The following is a 24,326-nucleotide window of genomic DNA, read 5'->3' on the forward strand; positions in this document are numbered from 1 at the left end:
GAGGTGATTTACAGAATTTTGCGGAATAACGCGATTACTTCATCTTTGGTAGGAATAAAAGGATTACCGGGCGCGCAGGCATCCTTCATGGCGTTCTCAGCCAGCAGATCGAGATCTACTTCCGCTACACCCAGCTCGGACAGCTTGGCAGGAATGCCAACCTCTTTGGACAAGGCCTTGATCGCCTCAATGACGTAATCCGCACATTCCTTGTCGCTGCGTCCTTCAGTCTGCATACCGGCCGCTCTGGCAATTGCTCTGAACTTCTCCGGCACATGCTTGGCATTCTCTTCTTCCACATAAGGCAGCAGCATTGCATTGCACACGCCGTGCGGCAGATCATACACCCCGCCAAGCTGATGGGCCATGGCATGCACATAGCCTAAGCCTGCATTATTGAAGGCAAGGCCGCCGAGGAAGATCGCATAGACCATCTGCTCACGCGCTTCAATATCCTGTCCGTTCGTTACCGTCCGTGCCAGATTGCCGAAGATCAGCTCCACCGCAGCCAGTGCCGTAGCATCGGTTACCGGATATGCGCCTGGAGTGACCAGCGCTTCAATCGCATGCGTCAGTGCATCCATGCCCGTAGCCGCCGTCAGCGCAGCAGGCTTATCGACCATCAGCTCCGGATCATTCACCGAGATGGTGGCGATACTGTTCTTGTCTACCATGACCATCTTGATCTTGCGCTCTTCATCTGTAATCACGTAGTTGATCGTCACTTCACTTGAAGTCCCGGCCGTCGTGTTCACCGCGACAATCGGCAGAGATTTATTCTTGGATTTGTGAACGCCTTCATAATCGGCAATATGCCCCCCGTTGGTGGCAACAATGCCGATGGCCTTGGCCGTATCCTGCGGCGAGCCGCCGCCGATGGAGATCAGATAGTCACATTCGTGCTGCTTCAGAAAGTCTACGCCGTCATGAACATTTTTGCAGGTGGGGTTCGGCTTCACTTCATCATATACCACATACTGAATCCCCGCCTCCTCCAGCACAGCCAGCAGCCTTCCGGCGATTCCGCTCTTCATCAGGAACTTGTCTGTGACCACAAGCGCCTTGTTCAGCTTCAGCTCTTGAATGTACGGGGCGATGTCCTTCAGACAGCCCTCCCCCATCATGTTAATCGACGGCACATAATAGACATGAGTACTCATTGCTTAACCAGCCTCCCGGGCACGTAAATAGTTAATGAACACTGTAAGCGCACATCTCCCTGTTGACCTTCTCATCGTATCGCCGTTAATCTGTGTTGTCAACACTTTAAACACTAAATAAGTTGTTTTTATTTGTTTATTGTTTGTTTTACGGGAAATAAGCAATCATTATTGTGGGTTTCAGAGCAAATCAGGTGAATTGTGTTGTACAACACAGAAATAACAGGCTATATTAAGACTATCAACTCTGGAAAGGTGATACGTATGCTCGCTGCCGAAAGACGCAAAAAAATAATCGACCTTGTCCATCAGGACAAGCGTGTGCTGGTGTCCGATCTGAGCCGGATGTTCGAGGTGACAGAGGAGACGATCCGCAGAGATCTGGAGAAGCTGGAGAAGGATGGGATTGTAAGCCGGACCTACGGCGGAGCCATGCTGAACAGGCATACCAATGAGGACCTGCCTTTTCTGACCCGGGGAGCGCTCAATACGGATATCAAACGCGCAATAGCGATCCAGGCGCTGGATCTGATTAATGACGGGGATACGTTGATGGTCGACCCCAGCTCGACTTCGTTTGAATTCCTGAAGCTGCTGGGTAATAAAAGTAATCTGACGATCATCACCAATTCGATCAACATTCTCCATGAGTTCGCAAGTTCGAGCCACAGCATTATTTCTACAGGCGGCTCACTCCGCCACCGTTCCCTGTCGCTTGTCGGCCCCGTAGCCCATGAGACCATTCAGCGCTACAATGTGGACACCGCCGTAATCAGCTGCAAGGCCCTCGATATGGACCGCGGGGTCACCGATTCCAATGAACCGGAATGTGAGCTGAAGAAATATATGCTGCGCCAGGCACATAAGGTTGTGCTGCTCGCGGACCATACCAAGTTCGATCAGACGGCCTTCGCGAGGCTCGCAGAGCTAAGCCGGATCGATGTGCTGATTACCGACCGCAAGCCTTCGGAGGCGTGGCTGAAGCTGTTGTCCGAGAAGAATGTGGAAGTGCTGTACTAAGTTCATGGGAAATCATTTTAGGGAGGAGAAATGGGCAAATGGGCAAAAAGAGAAAAACCTTACCCGCCGACTTCGGCGAGCTGGTTAAATCAGGGGATGTCGATGCACTAAAGGCTGTTTTTGAAAAATGTGATTGGGATGCAACCTTGGGATATTACAAAGAACCCGCGCTCAGCATGCGGCAGATTCCGGATGAGCTGGTCCGCTGGCTGGTGGAGCAGGGTGCCGATATTAATGCGAGGGACAAATACCAGCGTACCCCGCTGTATTCCCAGGCTGGAACCTGGTCCGGCAATATTCCATTATTCCTGGAGCTTGGTGCAGAGCTGGAAGCCCTGGATTATCAGAACCAGACCCCGCTGCACGCTGCGGTCAACTATTACCGGACTCAGGCGGTACGGGATCTGGTGGCCCATGGCGCAAATGTCCATGCGGTAAATAAGTCGGGGAACACCCCGCTGTCCAAAGCCTTATTACAATGCCGGAATAGCGATATCGATAGCATGCTGGAAATCTCGCAGATCCTGCTTGATGCCGGAGCGGAGATCACACCGGAGATGAAGGAATCCGTGAGTAAGATCGGCAAAGCATTTGAATTCGCCAGATCCAATTTCAATAAAGAGCGCTTGAGTGAAACCTCAAATGCACTCGAATCCCTGTACAAGCTGTTCGATGTGGAGCCTGTAGCAGCGCGGGTGATGCATGACGGCGTTTCCAAGATCGAGGTAAACAGTACAAGATGGCAGGATCAGCACCAGGAGCTATGGGAATTACTAATCCCGGCGTCAGGACATGCGCTCACCGTGCAGGGAGAGGTCATTCGCATCACCGGCCGGATCTCACATGAAATCATGAATAACGGCGGAGGCAACTGGGATGCCGATTTCCGTAAAATGCTGAATGCGCTGCTCCGGCACTTCGCCTCGGGCACACCTCTGGACCCTGCGCACCTGAAGGAAGCGGCGGAACTAGCCGGTTACCTGCGCCATGGCAACGGCAATGATGAGCCGGCCAGATTATGCGAATTGGCCGTGAATTGGGTACTAGCCAATCCACAGCCCGTTTCTTTGCCGCAGCCGGATTACAAACGCTAAATGCTGAGACATCCAGCACTTGTCCTGCTCCCTATGAAGAAGCGGCTCCCTTGGAGAGCATAATATTCAGAATCGCCTGGTCTGTGGCGGCAAGCCCTTCCTGGACCAGGGTCTCCATATTCTTGATCGTATCCTCCACCTTCTCGAAGATGACACCATCACTCGGACTCGCGGAGATATTGTTCATGGCGAGAGTAGCAGACTGGATGGCCGCGTTGGTGGCCGTTGAGATTTTGAGCGCACAGGTTGGCTTGGCACCATCGCAGATCATGCCGGAAGTAGAGGCAATCGTATTCTGGATGGAGTGCTTGATCTGCGCCAGCGTCCCGCCCATCAGATAGACAATGCCGCTGCCCGCCCCCACTCCACCGGCAATGCCTGAGCCGCAGAGCGGGGACAGACGGCCAATGTAATGCTTCACATGGATGGTAATCAGATTGCTGAGCGCCATCGCTCTTGCCAGGGTCTCCTCATCCTTGCCGAGGAGCTCGGCCAGGGCAATGACCGGCATGGTACAGGCAATCCCCTGATTGCCGCTGCCCGCCGTCGTCATTACCGGCATGGCACTGCCGTCCATCCGTGCATCGGATGCGGCTGCCGTTGCGGCAATGATCCGGTTCGCCACATCCGCGCCGAACAGATTGAGGGCGGATTGCTGGCTCATTTTCCGGCCCACCTGGAGACCATACTCCCCGCGTAGCCCTTCCTCCGAGATCGCCTTATTCATAACCGCTCCCTCCAGCAGGAAGCGAAGATCCTCGAATGGTGTATTCTGAACGAAGGCATAGATATCTTCGAGTGAGACCGAGTATACCTCGGGGTCCAGACTAAGCGGGTCTCCGCAGTCGGCCTTGTCCATTTTCGGCTCAAGCCGCTGGCCATCCTTCGCCAGATACTGCACATTCGTGTGCTCTTTTACCAGGATCGCTGTGGCGGTATGGTTCTTGCTGTGTACTCTCGCTTCTATATATAGCTTCTCCGGCGTATCCTTCAGCTCAACCTCCAGCAGCTTACGCTCCAGCAGTCCCTCTGCACTTGCCAGCTCCGCCGGGGTCAGCCCGGACAGAATCTCCAGCTTCCGCTCCGAGCGGCGCACCACCGCACCCAAGGCAACCGCTATCGGCAAGCCCGTCTGGCCTGTACCAGGAATCCCCACACCCATCGCATTCTTGATGATATTGCCGCTGAGGAACAGCTCGATTCCTGTAATCTCTTCATCAACCAGCTCAGCCGCCAACGAGACGGCATAAGCTACCGCAATCGGTTCGGTGCAGCCTTCTGCCGGCATAATTTCTTTGTGTAATACTTCCAGTAGGTTAACCATCTGTGCATCACCATTCCCTCTGTCTGTCTATCTATGTCTAATCTGTTTCTATATATAGTACATCAGATAGACAATCCGGGGAATCCCCGTTATTACCCATCACCCGCCGAGCTTCACCAGCCGCTTCAGCCCTTCTGTACAAGCCCAGCCTCCGGCACCTGCCAGAATCGCATTATGACAAAGGTTCAAAGCCAGCTTATATGTCATACTGCCGATAATGATTTCAACCACGATAAACCGTAAAATATCTCTCTTCGTGACCAGATAGACTCTGAATTCCTGATTACGGGACACCTGCCATCTCCCCCGTCCATTTTCATGTTTCTGTACTTATATGCTTCGGGCGGGTTGTCTGATTCTCTGTGCAGGCACAACAAAGAGCAGTACTTCTCCATTGGCGGGAAAAGCACTGCTCCGGCCAAAGCCGAAATAGAAAAGGCTGCCCCAAACAGCCATTTCATGGCTTCGGGACAGCCCCCTGATATCACCGCTTCAGCCTAATTGCCTTCGCTTACTTCGACTCCACCGCATGGCCGCCGAATTCGTTTCGCAAGGCGGCGACGACTTTGCCAGTGAAGGTGTCGGTCTCCAGCGACCGGTAGCGCATGAGCAGAGCCATCGCGATAACCGGAGTCGCTGCCTGGAGGTCGAAGGCGGTCTCCAGCGTCCAGCGTCCCTCCCCGGAGGAATGCATGACGCCCTTGATGTCTTCCAACTTGGCATCCTTGGAGAAGGCGCGCTCGATCAGCTCCATCAGCCAGGAGCGGACGACAGAGCCGTTGTTCCAGACGCGGGCCACCTGCTCGAAGTCGAAGTCATATCCGCTTTTCTCCAGCACCTCGAAGCCCTCACCAATCGCAGCCATCATCCCGTATTCAATGCCGTTATGCACCATCTTGAGGAAATGTCCGCTCCCGGATTTGCCGGCGTACAGGTATCCGTTCTCTACCGCAGTGTCATGGAACAGCGGCTCGACCACTGCCCACGCTTCCTCATCGCCTCCAACCATATAGCAGGCCCCATTGCGCGCGCCTTCCATTCCGCCGGAGGTTCCTGCATCCAGGAAGTGAATTCCGTGGGCACCCAGCTCCTCATGACGGCGGATCGACTCTTTATAATGAGAGTTCCCGGCTTCAATAATGATATCTCCCTTGGATAATAGCGGCGTCAGTTCAGCAATTACTGAATCTACAAAAGTATGGGGAACCATGATCCAGAGAACGCGCGGGGAATCAAGCCGGCCCGTAAGCTCCTCCAGGCTTGCTGCCCCGGACGCACCGCGTTCGGCCAGTTCCTGCACCGCAGCAGGATTCACATCATACGCTACTACTTCATGGGCATGCTCCAGCAGGTTCTGGCCCAGATTGAAGCCCATTTTGCCAAGTCCGATTAAACCGACTTTCATTACGAATCCCTCCGAATTGTGTAGTCATATATAAGCTAACTCTGTCCGCTTGCTGTTACCGCCGCCGCTTACGCTCCCGGCCGGATGACTTCCGGCTCTATCCCGGCTGTCCGGTGAACGCGTGCAGGCTCTGCATTCTCCGGCTCATCCAGCCACCAGTGGAACTCGCCAAGGAGCTGATCTGCCGCCGCCGGGCCGTTAGATCCGGCAGGATACAGGTGCAGCGGCAGGCTGCCATCTGCTGTTGCTTCGATTATAGGCTGAACCCACTGCCAGGACAACTCTACTTCCTCCCAGTGGGCAAAGAACGTAGCGTCGCCGAGCATAGCATCATAGATCAGATTCTCATAAGCCTCCGGCACATCAGGATTGCCCGGCTCATGCTTAATGCTAACCGGCTCAAGCTTCCCGTGCTGAAGCGGATTCTTGGTATTCAGAGTCAGAGAGATGCCCTCATGCGGGCCAATATCAATCACCAGCAGATTAGGGTCAAGCGGCAGCTTGTTACGGTTCTTGTTATGCACATCATTAAACGGCTCTTTGAATTCAATAACAATCCGCGTGGATTTCTCCTTCATGCGCTTACCTGTACGAATGTAGAACGGCACATCGTTCCACAGCGGATCTTCAATCCATAGGCGTGCAGCAATATACGTCTCATTCTGTGAAGTGGCTGCGATCCCCGGTTCAGCGGTATACGCAGGCACTTGCTGTCCGCGCATCTCCCCCGCTGCATACTGGCCGCGCACTACATGCTGTGCTACCTCTTCGGGCAGCAGCGGCCGGACGGAACGGATGACATGCCGTTTTTTGCTGCGGACGTCTTCCGGTGTACTGCCCTTCGGAAGCTGCATTGCCATCATCATCAGCAATTGGAGCATATGGTTCTGGAACATGTCACGCAGCGCCCCAGCCTTATCATAGTAACCCGCCCGCTCTTCCACACCCACCGTCTCACTGGCGGTAATCTGGACATTCGCGATATACCGGTTCTGCCACAAGGCCCGCAGCACAGGGTTAGAGTATTTCAGCACCTCCAGGTTCTGCACCATCGGCTTGCCGAGGAAGTGGTCAATCCGGAAGATTTCCTCCTCTGCAAAAGCTGCGCTCAAGCTCTCATTCAGCACACGCGCCGACTGCAGATCCCGTCCGAACGGCTTCTCGATGATCAGACGTTTCCAGCCCTTGGTATTCCCGAGTCCGCTGGCATTGATATTACCGGCAATCTCCCCGAAGAATTCGGGACCGACTGACAGGTAGAACATCCGGTTCTGCGGAAGCCCCAGCTTTTCCTCCCGGCGCTGTACATGCCCAAGCAGCTTCACATAATCCTCAGGACGTCCGACATCCAGCACACTATATTCAAAAGCCTGCAGGAAATTCTGCAGCGCCGCTGTATCCTCTACCGGACGGCGCGAGAAGGTGCGCAGGGAGTCCAGCACCTGACGCTGGAACGTCTCGTTAGTGAGCTCCCGTCTGCCCAGTCCAATGACTGAGAGAGGACCGGAAAGCTTGCCATCAGTAAACAGGTTGTATAAAGCGGGGAAGATTTTCCGCTTCGCCAAGTCCCCGGTTGCGCCAAAAAGTACAAATGTAGATGATTCCACTTTCATTCCTCCCGTTGTTATTATTTTATTATATAGTTACTTATTAATACTCAGGAACTTTATAACACATCATACGACTATAAAATCAATTCGTCAATCTCAATTCGACATTTACGATAATTACCCAAACATGCCAAATAGCAGGCCTTCAACGAGAAGACCTGCCAGGATGTTCCGAACCCTTGATCAGAACCATGAAGATACCAGATCATTGATCGGCTTATAGATGAACATAATCAGCAGCAGCGGGCTGGGAACCTGAATTTTGAGCAGCGTGCATATCGTGGCCGTCATTCCGCCGATCCACAGCAGACCCCAGATCACACGATCACGCGTCTTCTGCCTGCCCTTCAGGGAGGACAGATCCATGGCTGCACAGCCTGCGGCAATCAGAGCAAACATCAGCACCAGCAGCATACAGGCTCACTCCTTAATATCTTCAAGAAAAGAATTATCAATCGTACCGATCCGGTTGATCGTCACACTGGCCTCGTAATGGACATGGAGTGTCTTGAGATAGCCTTCACCCTTCCGTTCCTTCAGCCTCTCCCATGCCTTGGGGCTCTTACGGTAAATCGATTGGCCGAAGCCAAAGATATCCAAATTGAATTTCTTGCTGATTCCCTCTACAGCTTCTTTCATCCGAATTACAACCCGGTCTTCTGTCACCTCTTCAAGTAATTTGATCTTGTCCTCCGTATCCAGCTTATAATTCCCTTCAATCTCCTCCACATTGCATAGAGCTTCCGTGCTCAAATAAATATGCGGCTCTCCGTCTATGATCTTCACCTTCCGTCTGGTAGCGGAGGTAAGCGCCTCTATAATGATCAGGGTTCCGTGTTCGTCTTTGAAGTTCCCCGTATTTTTGGTGACGTTATCAGTCACATAGTTATAGCCAATTGTTAAGTTATCATCTATCCAGCCAATCATCTTGTCCTTTTTAAATACAGCAACACTATCATAGCGAAGTTTCGTTCTGGGGTCTGTCTGCTCAACATTGGTTTTCTCACTGCCCGCCTCTGGATCACCCAGCACCTCTACTCCAGTCAACACCGGATTCTCTCCTTGGTAGAGCAGGTCCTCGATGAATTTATCCAGCGTGACCGCGACGGTCTTGGAAGAGATCCTGTAGGACTTGTCCAGGGAACTGAATAATTTAGTAGCCGGCAGCCGGTCCAGCGGGGTCAGCACCTTCAGAACATTCTCGGCAGTCGTCTTCCGCGCAACCATCACATAGAAGTCCATGCGCGGCTCCCGGCTTCTTTTGATCACATCCAACGTCTCACCCACCCCTTCGCGCGCCAGCTCTTCTCCAATCACGAGTACCCGGATATGGCCCATATATGGGGAACGGGAGCTGATCAGATTGAACTTGCGGAGGGATTCATAGATCGTTGGCACGTTAAAATTATACACAACTACGGGAACCCCGCTCCCCCCTGTTCCCCCCGCATTCTGAGAAGAGATAGAGGAGGGGATGACCACCTGCATCGTTACGTTGTAGCCTTTCTCCGCTTTATCAAAGCCCAGCGCCAGCACAAAAGCCAATTCATTCAGCTCCTTCCTCTCCCAGCACCCGCTAAGCAATAGCGAAAGCAGCAGCAGGGGAAGGCAAGCAGCGACGGCTCTCTTTATACGGCTTGTCATATCAGGAACCTCCGCGTTTGGATCTGTTCTGGCGATACAGATTCTGGGTTCTATTCTCTTGCGGTCTTGTTCTCAGGAACGGCCAGGGGAACCTGAAGATCGAATCCTTAAGGTCTGCCGGCCGGAAGGGCCCCAGCGGACTCATATAAGGAACGCCGAAGGAGCGCAGGCTGACGAGATGCAGCACCACTAAGAATACTCCGCACAATATTCCGTACAGCCCCATGAAACCGGCCAGCGCAATCAGGAAAAACCGGATGATGCGTGCGGCGATGGACATCCCGGCTTCGGGAATCACAAAGCTTGAGATTGCTGTTATGGATACAATGATAACCATAGCTGAGGAGATGAATCCCGCTGCAACCGCCGCCTGCCCGATAACCAGCGTACCGACGATAGAGACAGCCTGGCCCACGTTTTTTGGAATCCGTACGCCTGCTTCCCGCAGAATCTCATAGGTTAATTCCATCATCAGCGCTTCGACAAAAGTCGGAAACGGCACCGTCTCCCGCTGGGCAGCCAGGCTGATCACCAGATTGGTCGGGATCATCTCCTGATGAAAGGTTGTGATAGCCACATAGAACGCAGGGGCAAACAAGGTGATAAAAAAAGCCAGAAACCGGATGAACCGCAGCAGGGTAGAAATATCCGCCCGCTGGTAATAATCCTCCGCCGACTGAAAGAAGGAGACAAATACGGTCGGGGCCAGCAGCACAAAAGGCGTTCCGTCAACCAGAATAGCCACCTTCCCTTCCAGGATGCCCGCCGCAATGGTATCCGGCCGGTCACTGTTATAAATCGTAGGGAAGGGTGTTGCCACCTTATCCTGAATAAATTCCTCGATATAGCCGCTCTCCAGAATACTGTCCGTATCAATACTGTTCAGGCGCCGCTTCACTTCTTGCACCAGCTCTTTATTCGCAATGTGGCTGAGATACATAATCGAGACACTGGTCTGGGTGACGCGGCCAATCTGCATCGTTTCCAGCCACAGCTGACTGTCTTTGATTTTGCGGCGGATTAGCGCGGTGTTGGTTCGCAGATTCTCACTGAACCCCTCCATCGGTCCGCGGACCACAGACTGAGAGCTCGGCTCACTTACACCCCGGTCTTCCCAGCCGGGCAGCCCGATCCGCAGCGCTGATGCCGTCCCCTCCACCATCAGCATCACGTTGCCGGATAACAGGTCGTGTACGAACTTGGCGTAATCCCGAACCACAGTAAGATCACCGGCCATTAGCACACGGCTGGTCAAGATTTCTATTTTCTTATCCGGGTCCTGTTCTTCCAGAAGAGCCAAGGTCCGTCCCTCCTGAAGCGAATACAGAATCGAATTATGCAGCAGCTGATTATCTATCAGGCCATCAATATAAAAAATAGCCAGCTCCGTATGCTCTCCCAGCTTCAGCTGTTTTCTCACCAGGTCAGTGCTCTCGCCCATCAGCTTGTACAGCTGTTCATTATTGACCTCCAGCCGGTTGGATAACTTCCCCTCCACCGTACTCTTCATCCGGGCCACTTCTCCTTCCCGTGAACCTTCTATTCAGGTTAGTTTGGAAGTATTGCTTGATAATTATTCCTCAAATTCAGACCTGTACTTGATTCACATAATTCTGGAAGAGGATGCCATACTAAGAGGGTTCCGGGTTCATAGGCCCTGGAGGACACATGTAAAGGGGGGATAGAGATGAGTATTGAAAAAGAGCGGATCAGCACAGCGCAGTTGGTAATCCTCGGTCTTTTCACCTTTATCGGGGATATGGCCCTGGTCTATCCTGCAGCCATGACTTCCGAAGCCCATCAGGATGCCTGGATCGCCGCCCTGATCAGTATACCGCCGGGGATTGCACTAGTCTTCCTGTTTGTTGTAGTAGCAAATATCAGTCCGGACCAAAATATTATTGAGATCAGCCGGCAGGTGCTGGGGAAATGGCTAGGCAGCGCGGTAGGCGGTTACTATCTGTTCTTCTTCATCATCGCGGCCTCTACGTATGTCCGGGAAATTGAGGATTTCATGTGTACCCAGATCTACGAGGGAACTCCCGGCGGAGTAATCCGGTTCATGAGCATTGTTCTGCTGGTGTACGGTCTGCGTCTGGGGCTTGAGACGGTCGGCCGGGCAGCGCAGGTGTTCTTTCCGCTGTTTGCCTTATTCCTGGTGGCCCTGATGGTGCTTTTATTTCCGCAAGTACAGCTGGAGCGTGTCTATCCTATGCTGACTACACCCCTGCCGGATATGCTGCATTCGATCATGATCGGTGTATTCTATCCCTTCGGAGAGATCTGTGTATTCTTCATGATCTACCCTTACACCCGCAAGAACAGTAAGATTAACCGTGATATCTTCATCGCGCTCTGCATAGGCTCCGTAGGTCTGAACCTGATTTTGTTTCTCTCGCTGACCGTTCTCGGCGTCTATTTCTCCGAGCATAGTTTCTATGCCGCCTATATCCTGGCCCAAAAAATCAATATCGCCAACTTCCTGCAGCGGCTTGAAGCGCTGATGGCTACCGCCTGGATTATCACGACCTATTTCAAAACAGCACTCTACTTCTATGCCTTTGTGCTCGGAATGGCGCAAATATTCAAGCTGAAAAGCCACCGCCCTCTAATCTTCCCTGTCGCGTTCCTGATCTACGGACTTTCACAGCTCATCTCCAAGGACATCATCTTCTATGTCAAAGAAATCCCCCCTTACTGGGTAGACTGGAATTTAACCTATTCGCTCGCACTTCCACTGCTTATTCTCGTAGTACACAAAGTGAGGCAGCGGCGCGCTGCCTCCTAAGCTGTAGAGCTATAAGCTGTGCGGGGCTGATACGTCCAGGCCTATATATTCAAAGTAGTCAAAATACGCCGCTCTCGCCTGTTGATCCAGATCCTGCGCGCAGATCGCGGCATAAGAGCCCGTGAAGCCCAGCTTGCCGCCATGCTCATCCGAAAGGGTGCCGAAATCCAGCGGTGTACACATCGCTGTCCAGACCTCCCCGTCCCGGGAAGCGTAAAACATAATATCTCTGCCATGAATCTCTGCCTTCAAATAGTAACGCTCCCAGTCCTTCACCGAGATCTGCATGGAGGAGATTTCTGCATATTTACCGGCCTGGCACATTACAACGCCTAGAGCTACCCCTCTGAGTTCATCCGCAGTTACGCGCAGATAATAGTAATCCTTGTCATCATAGTAGAGCACCAGTCCAGCCATCTGCATGAAGCTGTCCGGCTTGTATTCCAGGCAGGTAGTCACGGTGCAGGCAAAATGCTGAATCGGCCTCCCGATCAGACTCTGGTCAAACAGCGATGCCAGGGATTCCCGGCCGCGGAGCCGCAGGAATCCGGGACGCTCCTGCAGGCTCACCCATGATTCATCGAACGGCACGCGCAGACTCTGGTAGGGATAACCCAGCACACGGCCGTCAAAATCATCCCGCTCCGGCAAGGTATCGAACGGGTGCGGGGGAAGCTCCGGCGCTTCGGTCCGCAAGGCCGGCAGCTTTCCGCCGTGTGCCAGGCGCAGCCAGCCGTCCTCCGTCCATACGCAGCGCTGGATGGCGGTCTCCCGGCCCAGCGGATTCAGCTTGCCCGTTCCCGGGATCGGCCGGGTGCACAGATGAGCCATGTACCATTCCCCCGACTGTGTCTCCACCAGTGAGCCGTGCCCTGCCTGCTGGAAGGCATAGGCCAGATCATGAGCCGTAGTCATGACCGGGTAATCGGGATCGGTCTCATAAGGTCCGGTCAGGCTGCGGCTGCGCGCCATCGTGACCATATGATTCACTCCGGTGCCCCCTTCGGCAACCAGCAGATAGTAATAATCCCCGCGCTTGTACAATTGTGGTCCTTCCGTTACTCCTGTAGGAGTCCCCTGGTATATTTCATGAATAGGGCCGCTCAGCCTGCCGCTCTCAGGGTCATACTCCTGCATCACGATGCCGGAGAAATTGCTGTGATTCTGCCGGAAATCCCAGCGCATATTCAGCAGCCATTTGCGTCCGTCACTGTCATGAAACAGGAACGGGTCAAAACCGCTGCCGTTCAGCCGTACCGGCGGGCTCCAGGGTCCTTCAAGACTGGCAGCAGTGATCAGGTAGTTATGCAGATCCTTATATACACTTGAGCGGGACTTCACATCCGTAAACAGCAGGTAATATAAGCCGTTATCCCAGGAAATTGCCGGTGCCCAGATGGAGCCGGAGCTTCCATTGCCGCGCAGGTCCACCTGTGAGGTCGCGGTCAGCACTCTGGTAAGCGTATGCCAGTGCACCAGATCACGGGAATGATGAATCTCCACACCGGGGAACCATTCGAAGGTGGAGGTTGCGATATAATAATCATCACCCACCCTGAGGAAAGACGGATCGGGATGAAAGCCGGTCAACACCGGATTGACAATGGTTGAAGCCATAAATGTTACCCCCTGCTTAATGTAAGTTACAGATTGAGTTGTACCTCTTGGATTCTATTGAAGAATCTCCCGTTTTTATTGTAGCGCCTGAGGGAGCAGAAAGTTATAATGGGTTATAATAAAATGTTTGTATTTTGTCGTGTTGGAGGCGTCATAGAATGTTATGAAACAGCTATTCGAACCTGTTCTGTTTGCGAACCGGCAGTCTCTGATCTGGGACTACCGTATCTATACCGACGACCATTACAAGGGATATTACCACTGGCATCAGTGCTGTGAGATCATGTTCGTGCATGGCGGGCAGGGCAGCATTGTTGTGAATCAGCAGATGTATGATATCCGGCCGGGCATGCTTTTCTTTTTCCAGCCGTATCAGCTGCACCGGATCTATTCAGAAGTATCACCAGCTTGTCCATTCGTACGCACGATCTTCTATCTCGATCCCCATATGGCCGAGAATCTGCTGCAGGGCTTCAGCAAGCGTAAGGCATTATTCTCTGCTCTCTGGCAGGGGGACAACCCGTATTGCGGCTTTGATCTTCGGGACCGGATTGAAACCATAGAATGGTTCTGCCAGAATTACAATGAGTTAAGGATGAAATCGTCTGAGGAAGACCCTGAGGATATCACGATGCTGCTCCTGCAGCTGCTCAGCTGCTTGGGAACAGGCGGGCAGTCTCTGATCCCTACCGGAGAACGGCGGAATCTCCGCTATTCGGAGCAGATCATGAACTGGATAGAGGCTCACTATCAGGAAGAGGTGAATCTGGATCAGCTTGCGGAGGAGACTCATCTCTCGAAATCCTATGTCTCGCGGATCTTTCATCAGGAAACAGGCGGCCGACTGGTCGACTATCTTACCGCCCGGCGGCTCAAGCAGGCCTGCCGGCTGCTCGGAACTACCGATATGCCTGTAGAGCAGATCGGCATCGCCGTCGGATTCCCGAACGCCTCCTATTTCAACCAGCTGTTCAAGCGGGTCCTCGGGACCACTCCGCTGAAGTACCGGAAAGGGAACCTGTAGGCAAATGACAATATAACAATATTTCTTCATATCAAAGTGCAACTTTCTATAACCATAGGACGCTATACTGAGGCCATATTCTAATTAATGGAGGCATCAGTGATGAGTACAGCATATTGGCAGGAAGTTATGAACCGGCTGGATACGAAGGTTACGCGGATGATCGGGCAGATCGGCGGGAAATGTCCGCATTTCGCCGGAGAAGACGGTAAGTTCGATGATATCGCCTCCGACTGGTGGACAACCGGCTTCTGGCCGGGGATGCTCTGGATTATGCATGATATGACCGGCAAGGACCACTATAAGGAGGCGGCCTGGCCCTGGGATGAGACGCTGGAGCAATGGTTCGTGAAGCCGACTGTGGAGTTGCATCATGATGTTGGTTTTCAGTTCCTGCCTACAGCCGTTATCAAGAACGTTCTGACCGGGGATGAAGATGGCCTGCGCCGGGGTCTTGAGGCCGCTAACTTCCTGGCTGCACGTTATAATCCGGTTGGCAGGTTCATCCGCGCCTGGAATGAGGACAAACACGGCTGGGTGATTATCGACTGTATGCTGAACATTTCCCTCCTGTTCTGGGCCAGCAAGGTGACTGGCGATCCGCGCTATAGACATATTGCGGTCAGCCATGCGGAGACTGCGATGCAGTATGGTGTACGGGAGGATGGATCGACCAAGCATATCCTCTCCTTCGATGCCGAGACTGGCGCATATATCGAGAATTTCGGCGGTCAGGGCTATTCCGCCGAATCCTGCTGGAGCCGGGGGGCTGCCTGGGGACTGTACGGCTTCATTAATACTTACCGCCACACCGGAGATGAACGCTTCCTGAATACTTCGAAGCGGATTGCCCATTATTTCATCTCTGCCCTTCCGGAGGATCATGTGCCTTACTGGGACTTCCGGCTGGCAGACGACAAGAGGATGTTCAGAGACAGCTCCGCTGCATCCATCGCGGCATCGGGCTTACTGGAGCTGGCTGACATCGTGCCGCTTGGCGAGAAAAGCCTGTACGCAAATGCGGCAGAGCGGATTCTGCGTTCACTGACCGAGAACTATGCCACCTGGGACCAGCCGGAGCATGAAGCGATTCTGCTCCATGGTGCAGGCAGCGGCGACTCCTTCATTGATGTATCGCTGATCTACGGTGACTATTACTATGTCGAGGCTGTCGCCAAGCTGAACGGCTGGAAGCATCGTATTTTCTAGTCTGGTTATGGCATAACAACAAACAGCGGGCCTCCCTGTCCTTGGGGATTCGCACATAATACAAACAGCGAGCCCCCGCATCCGGGAGGCTCGCTGTTTGTAATTTTAAACTTATGCTTCTTGAAAGCTCAATCTATAATCCTGCGTATCCACATCTGCGCTTCAAAATCCTGCAAAGAATGCAACTTAGCTACCGATAACAGTATCCTTATTTCAACAATGTTGCATAAAAAGCACTATTTCTTATAATGTTTAACACGTTACCCCGCTGATGCAGCGTCCGAATGCTCATCCCCGCTGCTCATCCAGCCACAGAATAGCCGTCACACCGCGCGGATAATATTTGCTGCCGGTGATCTCGCCGGAGATAATCTGGTCGCTCCAGCTCCAGACCGAGAGCTGCGGATGCGTAAGCCAGCTTACATGTGCCGAATCGGCTGCATGGCCCTTGTCTCCCCACTCCAGACCGAGAATTTGTCTGGCGATGAACTGACACAGATAAATCTTGCTCAGCCAGCTGTTGTTGCTGGTGGAGGAGATTTTCCAGCCGCCGTCCTCGAACAGGCAGACTCCCTCCACAAGCACAGCCTTCAGATGAGTGTCAAGTGCCTCGAGATATTCGCCGAACCGTCCTCCCCGTTCCAAGGCTTCCTTGCAGCCGGTGAAGTAAGGGAATACCAGACCCTCGATGGCCGGGATAATCTTCGAATCATTGCCTTCGCCGATGACCGCCGGAATGTAGCCGCCTTCGGTAACACTGCCCACGATGGTAGCCGCACAGAGCTCAGCTTGCCGGCCGGCCGTCTGGGACAGCTCCGTATTGCCGTTGTCGCGGAAAATCCGCTCCATAGCCAGATAAGCAGCCCAGCATTTTCCCGCCAGATAAATATTGTTGCGCGCCTGGCCCAGGGAGACATCCAGACTGTCATAGGTCGTGATCTCTGCACCGCCCATGGTCCGCGAGCTGTCGAGCGCCATCACGCCATTGCGCTTCGCCGGGTCCGGATGATCCCGGTTGAGCATGCTCTGCAGGCAGCTCTCCAGTACGGTCAGATTGCGCTCCATCCAGCTGCGGTCGCCCGTGTGCTCCACATAGGTTGCCGCAGTGAGAATCCAGTTGACCAATTGCTCGTGGGTCATATGCGAGAAGCAGCCGTCAATGCCGTACAGCTCATAGGAGGAGTACCCCGGACGCGACACGGCGTTGGCTACTCCCATATCATGCGTGAAGCTAAGTCCGCCCGGATACTCGGTGCTATCTCCCGGGAAACGGACAGTGTCCACATAACTGAACCGGTCCACGAACATATCCAGCTCATTGCGTACGGTCCACGGATTCATTTTCAGCTCGTAGAACAGCTGGTCTACCGTAAGATCGAAGGTGTTCATCATCCGGTATTCGCCTTCGTTGACGACCCAGAACGGCTGGCCTTTGTACTCCAAGAGTTCGGTGGAGCCGTAATAGCTGCGGATGGCGTGAGCAAGCATGAAGGTCTGGTCGTCACTTAAGGCTGTTTCCTCCAGCATCCCGTTCGCCTCTTCGGCCTGCTTCTTCAGCGTGTCGAACTGGGATAACGCATATTCTGCAACAGCTTCTACATTGCTGTAATAACGGTTATAGTAATAGCTCGCATCCATTCCTGAAGTCACATAACCGGAGCGGTGGAAGCAGACCGCGAACTGGTACACCTTGCGTTCACCGGCAGGCACATCCATAATAAGCGCGCCAACCTGGCCCAGCCCGAACGTCCAGTTCTCCTCCAGCTCCGCTGCAAGAATATCCTCCATTGTAAAATGCATTGCCGCCTTAACACTTCCCTGCTTCGCGGCAATCGCCAGGAACCGGCCCTGGCCGACACCCGTCAGATCATCCTTGCCTCCATCGAATCTTCTCAGGGCGCTATACGGGTCATTCCCCTGGAAGCCGAAGAAAGCACGGCGCGCAGAGCTGCCCGCTGTGTTATCGACTTCAAGCTCTACCAGCACGGCTGGCAACAGCACTTCCTTCAGCTCTGCATCCGAAGCCGTCCCAGGGTCCGGAACAGGCCGGACTGGTGACAGAATGCGGAAGGTCAGATCGCCTGCCTGCCAGCTGTCGGTGGTCAGCCGGAAATCGCGCGTAATCTCGTCTTCCCCGAAGTGAAACAGAATCTGCGGCTTATCCGGGCTCGGGTCCGGGTTCTCGATGTCATAGCGCTTGCTCTCATCGTCGCTTCCCTGCTCGTGGAAGGGCAACGTATCGTAACCGCGGCCATCCTTGCGTGCAAGGCCGATATATATGTTCTGTCTCGGCGGCCTGCCGAGTTCAAGGTCGAAGCCGCCGGACGCTCCTTGAAATCCGAGGGTGAAGCTTGAGAATGATCCTATCGGTGAATGATGGGCATTGAAGAATTTGTTCGTTGGCATACAGTATATACACTCCTTCCAGCTTGTGTCCCGGCAGTGCCGGGCTCTAGCTCTATGTTAGCGCTACCCTCCCCTCAGGCAACAGGCGCAAAGCCGCCAATTATTTGGACAAATCAATCGGACGCAGCGGCCTATGCTATAATAGATCCATCTTTTAACAAAGAAGAGGTTGAACATGAACGTATTAGATCCCGGCACACAGCATTCTATGGATGGACGCATGTCCCCGGATGTTCAAGCTGCCTTTCATCTCTTTGCCGCCCACTGGCGCAAGGTGAATAAGGAATGGCAATATCCGGCACACACTCACCCGATGTTCGAGATCAACATCGTTCTGCAGGGCTCGCAGCACATGGCCGTAGGCGGACAATCCTACATCCAGGAGAGCGGCGACATTCTGTTCATCCGCCCCGGTGTGCTGCATTCCAGTCTGGGCGCAGCCGCAGGGGATGAGATGTCTTATTATTGCCTGCACTTCGACATTGACGATCTGGTTCTGCGCCGCTCCTTGATGACGATGGATACCGTCAGTCTAAGCGGAGACACCCCGGAGCTGAAGGCAATCCGTTCCTCCCTGGATGACATCATCCGCTCGACCATTCTCCCGGAGGCCAGTGATGCACAGCGGGGCCGGCTCGTGATGCTGAACGCCTCGCTCCAGTTCTTCGCCGCCCTTACCGGCTGGGTGCTGGCTGCCCTGCCTTCCCCTGCCCGGAGCACCCTGCCGGGAGTGACGGAGAAGACCGTTGCTCTGGCGAATGCTATTGAAGGGCTGCTGCAGGAATCCGTCTTCACGGCAGCGGCAACCGGCAGCAGAGCCGGAAGCATCGAGGAGATCGCGGCCAGGCTCGGCTATAGCCCCAACCACTGCAACCGCGCCTTCCGGCAGATCTATGGCCTGCCGCCAAGACAGTATCTCTCCGATCTCATTATCCGCCATGCCAAGCTGCTGCTGCTTGATAACAGCCTGTCTGTGGAGAGCATCGCCTACCGGCTGGGCTACCGAGATGTGTCTCATTTCAGCAAGCAGTTCAAGCGCTGGACCGGCCTGCCGCCCATGGGCTACCGTCAGCTTACGGAGGAACCGGGGAAGACAGACGGCAATGCCTTATCCGCTACTGCACAGGAAACTATAACAAAAACTCCGCAAACCATTATATAATGGTCTGCGGAGTTTTTTATTCTCCCCCAGAAGACACACACCTCTTACCCCTTGGTGGCCCCTGACGCAATCCCCTTAACGAAATACTTCTGTAGGAAGATAAACACGATCAGCACAGGCACGACCGACATGGCGGTTCCGGCAAAAATCATATCCCAGCGCGAGGAGAATTCCCCGATATACCGGTAGATTTCTACAACCATTGTCTTAGCCTGGCCTGAAGGCAGAACCAGCATCGGCATCAGGAAGTCATTCCAGATCCCCAGACCGTTCAGCACCACCATACTTGCCGTAACCGGCCCGAGCAGCGGGAAGACGATCCTCCAGAAAATCCCGTAGCGGGAGCATCCGTCAATCTCTGCGGCCTCTTCAATCTCCCGTGGAATACCTTTGACGAAGCTGGTATAGAGCAGGCATCCGAAGCCTACAGCCCCGGCGACATAGATCATGATAGGTCCCGCCAGACTGCCGTACAGGCCGAGTATTCTCAGCTCTTTGAACAGCGGAATCATATACGCCTGGAACGGAATCATCATCCCGGCCAGGAAATAGATGAAGACCAGCCGCGTCCAGCGGGCATTGCGGCGTTCAATCGCGTAACCTGCCATCGGAATAATCAGCACCTGGGCAACAATTGCCACAACGGTCAGAATCAGGCTGTTAAGTATCGCACGCGGAAATTCGGTCTCTGTGAGCAGATATTTGAAGCTGTCTAAATACAGTGTCTTCGGAAGAGCAACCGCATCGCGCATAATCTCGGCGTTGCTTTTGAATGCGGACATCAGATTAAAGAAGATCGGGAAGAAAAAGATAACCGCTACCAGGAGCGTAATGACAAACAGGACAATTTCAGTGATTCTCCGCTTGGTCTGCATCGTCATCTTAGAGCTGCACCTCCCGTTTCTGCAGGAATTTAACCTGGATGACCGTAATGATCAGAATAATCAGGAACAGGACCATAGCCAGCGCCGTGCCGAAGCCTTGTCTCAGCTCCCCGAAGCCTACTTTGTAGATAATATAAGTTAATGTCTCTGTCTCAAAACCCGGGCCACCGTCGGTCATTACGGCAATCTGGTCAAATATCTTCAGCGCACTGATCATAGAGAGCACCATACACACGGTCATCGAACCCGCCAGCAGCGGGAACGTAATATGCCGGAACTGCTGCCAGCCGCCTGCGCCGTCAATGCTGGCCGCTTCATTAAGCTCCTGCGGAATACCCTGCAGTCCGGCCAGATAGATGATCATATAATAGCCCGCGCCCTTCCAGACCGTGGACAAAATAATCGACAGCATAGCGTATTTCGGATTACCCAGCCAGTCCACGATATAATCGCCCAAACCAACGGAGGTCAGGATCTGGTTAAACACGCCGAAGTTGTAATTCAGAATCATGGCCCAGACAAAACCCATGACGATCCCGCTGAGCAGGGTCGGGAAATAGAAGATACTTCTGAATAAATTGCGGAACCAGCGTACCTTGTCGACCATTAAGGCCATGGCGATTGCAGCAATGTTCTCAAGCAGAACCAGCGTAATTGTCATAACCAGAGTGTTCTTCAGGGCGTTCTGCACCCGCGGACTCTGGAAGATCTCGACGAAATTGGCGAATCCGATATACCGGATATCACTGCTGATCCCGTCCCATGATGTGAAGCTTAGGTAGACGCTGCCTGCTGTAGGGACAATGACAAACAGTGTGTATAAAAGGAATGACGGCAGGATGAACAACAGCGCGTAGGACTGCCATTTTTTCTTTTTCTTGCCTGGCTTCTCTGCGGCTATAAAAGACTTGTCTGTATTCACAATGGATGTAGTCATGGTTCCTCTCCCCTCCCTGGGACGCGCTTGTCTAGATAAGAGGAACCTCTGCCGGAGCAGAGGTTTCCTTCCGGCGCTTTTTATTTACAGCGAATTGGCTTTGACCTGATTGTCGTATTCGGCATCGGCCTTTTTCATATATTCAGTTACGTCGGCATCGTTCACCACCATATCCTGGAGCAGCTTATAGTACCAGTTGCGGAATTGCGGAGGAATCAGGTTATCGCCCCACCAGTTGTTGATGGCCAGAGACTTGGTGACGCCCGTGTCCGCAATAAGGTCCAGGGCAACCTGCATTTGCTCGCTGGTCTCATAGGTTACTTTCTCTTTGGTGGAAGGAATGGCATTGATCGAAGCCAGATAGACCGAGTATTGCTCCGTTGCAAAGAAGAAGCGGATGAAGTCTTTGATCGCTGCCGTTTTGTCGGCATCCTTAGCGGCATCCGCGGATAACGACCAGCCGGCCGGTGATGGCAGACCGATGACATTCACTTTACCTTCGCGGTCCGGGATCGCGTAGAAGCCGAATTCGAAACCTGGATCAGCTTCAGCAATCTGGGTAAACATCCAGGTGCCGGAATACAGCTGTGCGGCTTTGCCGGATACCAGAATCGACGCGGTCTGATTATCTGCGGTGCTCAGCCAGCCTTTGTCCACATAGTTCTTGAACAGCTCTTTGAAATCAGTCATGGCCTGGACTACAGCAGGATCTGCGAAGCTGACGGTCTTGGCCGTACGCTTGGCGTTCCAGTCCGGGTCTTTGCTGTAGACATCGTCAATCAGGAATTTATTGACCCAGAAGCCCATATGGAAGATATCCTTGCCGCCTACTACCAGCGGGGAGATACCTGTTGCTTTCAATTTTTCCTGGATGGCAATGAACTCGTCATAGGTTTTGGGAAGCTCGGTGATCCCGGCGTCCGCGTAGGCTTTTTTGCTGTAAATGATCCCTTGCGGTGCGTTGACCTGCATGGGAGCGTTCCATACTTTGCCGTCCACCTGCGGCGGCGATTCGAACAGTTCCAGCAGATCGGCCGGAAGCTCTACAATTTTGCCGGCATCCGCGAATACCTGGGTGTCACGCATCTCCACCAGATCCGGGAATTCTCCTACCGCGTCCTTCGTCTTCAGCCAGTCCAGATAAGCCGCCGATGAGGTTTCACTTAAGTCTTTGATGGTGACGTTAGGATTCGCTTCCATGAATTTCTTAACGGTATCGGCAATGGCTTTCTTGGTCGCCGGGTCACCTGATGCATAACCGATGGTGAAGCTGACGTCCTTCTTCGCAGCATCAGTAGCTGCAGCAGTCCCTGCCGGAGCTTCAGTCGCGGCTGCGTTGCCGCCGCTGGCCTTGTTATTGTTATTTCCGCCGCATGCGGTGAGTACAGTGGTTGCTGCGAGCAGCATGACGGATAATTTCGTAATGGTGTTCTTCATATCTTGAGTAACCTCCCCTTAGGTATACAGCCCGGAAGCTGGCGGCCCGATGTGCGCATCATCGCCCGTAAGCGTTTCCTTATGCTCCAAGAATAGCATTCAGCCCTTGAGGTTAGAATGAACTAATTTAAGAGGGAGGTGCGGTAAATTTAAGAAGATGTGCAACATGTAAATTCTTAATTCACAGCAAAAAACGAAGGTCCCAGAGACCTCCGTTCTTGCGCGGGCTATAGTGTAATGTCACTGCCAGTATTCCTGTACCTGCCTATCATATTCAGTATCGGCCCGCTTCATATATTCCAGTACATCCCCGTCCTGAACAACCATTTCCTGCAGCAGCTTGTAGAACCAGTTACGGAACTGCGGAGGAATCAGGTTCTCTCCCCACCAGTTGTTGATCATCAGGGATTTGGTAACGGCCGGATCGGCCATCAGATCAAGCACCACCTGCATCTGTTCACCGGCTTCCCGCTTGAACTCCTGCCTGGTCGAAGGAACCGAGTGAATCCGGCTCAGGAATGCGCCATAAGGCTCCGGTGAGAAAAAGAAGCGGATGAAGTCTTCGATCGCCTGCTTTTTGAGCGGCTCCTTGGCCGCCTGGGCAGACAGCGACCAGCCGGAGGGCGACTGCAGACCGACCACATTCAGCTTCCCTTTACGGTCAGGCACAGCATAGAAGCCGAATTCGAAGCCCGGATCGGCTTCCTGGATCTGTGAGAACATCCAGGAGCCGGAGAACAGCTGGGCCGCCTTGCCGGATACCAGAATCGATGCCGTCTGGTTATCCCCTGTGCCCAGCCAGCCTGTATCCACATCATTCCTGAACAGCTGTTTGAAATCAGTCATGGCCCGGACTACATTGTCATCGGCGAAGCTAACCTCACCGGCCGTCCGCTTCGCGTTCCAGCCGGGATCAGCGGCATACACCTCATCTATCAGAAATTTATTAACCCAGAAGCCCATATGAAAAATATCCTTGCCGCCTACAACGAGCGGGGTGATCCCGCTTGCCCGCAGTCTGTTCTGGATCTCCAGAAACTCCTCATAGGTTGCCGGAAGCGTCTTAATGCCTGCCTTGGCATAAGCCTTCTTACTATAAATAATGCCCTGCGGAGCAGAGACAAACAGCGGGGCATTCCACACCTTGCCGCCGATCTGCGGCGGCTGATCGAATAATTCCGCCAGTTCATCGGGGAGCGGAACGATCTTTTCCGCATCGGCGAAGGCCTCAGTATCCCTCATCTCTACCAGATCGGGGAACTCGCCCACGGCATCCTTAACCTTTAGCCAATCCAAATAAGCAGAGGAGCTTGTCTCACTGACATCCTGGACGATTATGTCCGGATTGGCCTGCATGAAGGCCTTAATGGTATCCCCGATAGCCTGCTTCGTCGCCGGATCACCGGAGGCATACCCTATAGTAAAGCTTATTTTACCGCTGCCGGATGCTGTATCCGGGCGGCTCCCCTGATTAGCCGCCTGGCTCCCGCCGATTCCGCCTGATCCCGTTTTGCCTCCACAGCCGGACAGGATCAGCGCGGCCGCAAGCGACACTATTGTTATTTTCATACCTGATATCCTCGGTATTTGCACCCCTGTGACCTC

At 53.4% G+C, this 24,326-nt stretch carries 21 protein-coding genes; 7 read left to right on the forward strand and 14 right to left on the reverse strand.

Going from position 1 to position 24,326, the window contains the following annotated elements; all coding sequences use genetic code 11:
* Positions 1-8: 8 nt before the first annotated feature.
* Positions 9-1,160, reverse strand: coding sequence for an iron-containing alcohol dehydrogenase (locus J2Z70_RS27835; RefSeq protein WP_209878515.1), 1,152 nt, complete (start codon positions 1,158-1,160; stop codon positions 9-11).
* A 264-nt stretch (positions 1,161-1,424) separates the two neighbouring features.
* Here J2Z70_RS27835 and J2Z70_RS27840 point away from each other — a divergent pair, with 264 nt between their 5' ends.
* Positions 1,425-2,180, forward strand: coding sequence for a DeoR/GlpR family DNA-binding transcription regulator (locus tag J2Z70_RS27840; protein WP_036724867.1), 756 nt, complete (start codon positions 1,425-1,427; stop codon positions 2,178-2,180).
* A 38-nt stretch (positions 2,181-2,218) separates the two neighbouring features.
* Positions 2,219-3,274, forward strand: coding sequence for an ankyrin repeat domain-containing protein (locus J2Z70_RS27845; RefSeq protein ID WP_209878516.1), 1,056 nt, complete (start codon positions 2,219-2,221; stop codon positions 3,272-3,274).
* 31 nt (positions 3,275-3,305) lie between these two features.
* Here J2Z70_RS27845 and J2Z70_RS27850 read toward each other — a convergent pair whose 3' ends face one another.
* On the reverse strand, positions 3,306-4,598 hold the full coding sequence (locus J2Z70_RS27850; protein WP_209878519.1) for an L-cysteine desulfidase family protein: 1,293 nt from the start codon (positions 4,596-4,598) through the stop codon (positions 3,306-3,308).
* 99 nt (positions 4,599-4,697) lie between these two features.
* Positions 4,698-4,892, reverse strand: a complete 195-nt coding sequence (locus tag J2Z70_RS27855; protein WP_076078765.1) for a hypothetical protein — start codon at positions 4,890-4,892, stop codon at positions 4,698-4,700.
* Between the two features lie 24 nt (positions 4,893-4,916).
* On the opposite strand from J2Z70_RS27855, the gene J2Z70_RS27860 reads away from it, so the two are divergent.
* Positions 4,917-5,099 (forward strand): hypothetical protein, encoded by a 183-nt coding sequence (locus J2Z70_RS27860; RefSeq protein ID WP_209878520.1) that lies wholly within the window; start codon positions 4,917-4,919, stop codon positions 5,097-5,099.
* 10 nt (positions 5,100-5,109) lie between these two features.
* Here J2Z70_RS27860 and gnd read toward each other — a convergent pair whose 3' ends face one another.
* From gnd to J2Z70_RS27885, 5 genes are all read right to left on the reverse strand, one after another.
* On the reverse strand, positions 5,110-6,003 hold the full coding sequence (gene gnd / locus J2Z70_RS27865) for a phosphogluconate dehydrogenase (NAD(+)-dependent, decarboxylating) (protein ID WP_209878522.1): 894 nt from the start codon (positions 6,001-6,003) through the stop codon (positions 5,110-5,112).
* Positions 6,004-6,071: 68 nt separating this feature from the next.
* Entirely contained in the window at positions 6,072-7,610 is a 1,539-nt protein-coding gene (gene zwf, locus J2Z70_RS27870) for a glucose-6-phosphate dehydrogenase (RefSeq protein WP_209878524.1), read from the reverse strand.
* A 186-nt stretch (positions 7,611-7,796) separates the two neighbouring features.
* Positions 7,797-8,027, reverse strand: a complete 231-nt coding sequence (locus J2Z70_RS27875; protein ID WP_245368565.1) for a hypothetical protein — start codon at positions 8,025-8,027, stop codon at positions 7,797-7,799.
* Between the two features lie 6 nt (positions 8,028-8,033).
* A complete protein-coding gene (locus tag J2Z70_RS27880; protein WP_209878526.1) occupies positions 8,034-9,257 on the reverse strand; it encodes a Ger(x)C family spore germination protein in 1,224 nt (407 codons plus the stop codon).
* Between the two features lies 1 nt (position 9,258).
* Positions 9,259-10,767 carry a spore germination protein gene (locus J2Z70_RS27885; RefSeq protein ID WP_209878528.1) on the reverse strand — a complete coding sequence of 503 codons (1,509 nt, stop codon included), beginning with the start codon at positions 10,765-10,767 and terminating at the stop codon, positions 9,259-9,261.
* Between the two features lie 177 nt (positions 10,768-10,944).
* On the opposite strand from J2Z70_RS27885, the gene J2Z70_RS27890 reads away from it, so the two are divergent.
* The gene (locus J2Z70_RS27890) at positions 10,945-12,045 is read left to right on the forward strand and encodes a GerAB/ArcD/ProY family transporter (protein ID WP_209878530.1); all 1,101 of its coding nucleotides are present in this window, start codon (positions 10,945-10,947) and stop codon (positions 12,043-12,045) included.
* A gap of 9 nt (positions 12,046-12,054) precedes the next feature.
* On the opposite strand, the gene J2Z70_RS27895 is transcribed toward J2Z70_RS27890, so the two are convergent.
* A complete protein-coding gene (locus J2Z70_RS27895; RefSeq protein WP_209878532.1) occupies positions 12,055-13,662 on the reverse strand; it encodes a glycoside hydrolase family 43 protein in 1,608 nt (535 codons plus the stop codon).
* 163 nt (positions 13,663-13,825) lie between these two features.
* Between J2Z70_RS27895 and J2Z70_RS27900 the strand changes: the two genes are divergently transcribed.
* Together J2Z70_RS27900 and J2Z70_RS27905 are read left to right on the forward strand one after the other, a co-directional pair.
* Positions 13,826-14,686, forward strand: coding sequence for an AraC family transcriptional regulator (locus J2Z70_RS27900; RefSeq protein WP_209878534.1), 861 nt, complete (start codon positions 13,826-13,828; stop codon positions 14,684-14,686).
* Between the two features lie 102 nt (positions 14,687-14,788).
* Positions 14,789-15,895: a glycoside hydrolase family 88 protein gene (locus J2Z70_RS27905; protein WP_209878536.1), complete on the forward strand. Its 1,107-nt coding sequence runs from the start codon at positions 14,789-14,791 to the stop codon at positions 15,893-15,895.
* Positions 15,896-16,183: 288 nt separating this feature from the next.
* Here the strand turns inward: J2Z70_RS27905 and J2Z70_RS27910 are convergent, their stop codons facing one another.
* A complete protein-coding gene (locus J2Z70_RS27910; RefSeq protein WP_209878538.1) occupies positions 16,184-18,301 on the reverse strand; it encodes a glycoside hydrolase family 52 protein in 2,118 nt (705 codons plus the stop codon).
* Between the two features lie 175 nt (positions 18,302-18,476).
* Here J2Z70_RS27910 and J2Z70_RS27915 point away from each other — a divergent pair, with 175 nt between their 5' ends.
* Complete coding sequence (locus J2Z70_RS27915) at positions 18,477-19,463, forward strand: helix-turn-helix domain-containing protein (protein WP_209878540.1); 987 nt, start codon at positions 18,477-18,479, stop codon at positions 19,461-19,463.
* Between the two features lie 44 nt (positions 19,464-19,507).
* Here the strand turns inward: J2Z70_RS27915 and J2Z70_RS27920 are convergent, their stop codons facing one another.
* The 4 genes from J2Z70_RS27920 to J2Z70_RS27935 form a co-directional block, all read right to left on the reverse strand.
* Positions 19,508-20,338: a carbohydrate ABC transporter permease gene (locus tag J2Z70_RS27920; RefSeq protein WP_425355134.1), complete on the reverse strand. Its 831-nt coding sequence runs from the start codon at positions 20,336-20,338 to the stop codon at positions 19,508-19,510.
* A 7-nt stretch (positions 20,339-20,345) separates the two neighbouring features.
* Positions 20,346-21,284 carry a carbohydrate ABC transporter permease gene (locus tag J2Z70_RS27925; protein WP_209878542.1) on the reverse strand — a complete coding sequence of 313 codons (939 nt, stop codon included), beginning with the start codon at positions 21,282-21,284 and terminating at the stop codon, positions 20,346-20,348.
* 84 nt (positions 21,285-21,368) lie between these two features.
* Positions 21,369-22,721, reverse strand: a complete 1,353-nt coding sequence (locus tag J2Z70_RS27930; RefSeq protein ID WP_209878544.1) for an ABC transporter substrate-binding protein — start codon at positions 22,719-22,721, stop codon at positions 21,369-21,371.
* A 240-nt stretch (positions 22,722-22,961) separates the two neighbouring features.
* Positions 22,962-24,290, reverse strand: coding sequence for an ABC transporter substrate-binding protein (locus tag J2Z70_RS27935; RefSeq protein WP_209878546.1), 1,329 nt, complete (start codon positions 24,288-24,290; stop codon positions 22,962-22,964).
* Between the last annotated feature and the right edge of the window lie 36 nt (positions 24,291-24,326).

Source organism: Paenibacillus silagei, assembly GCF_017874735.1.
Lineage (GTDB): Bacteria > Bacillota > Bacilli > Paenibacillales > Paenibacillaceae > Paenibacillus_AQ > Paenibacillus_AQ silagei.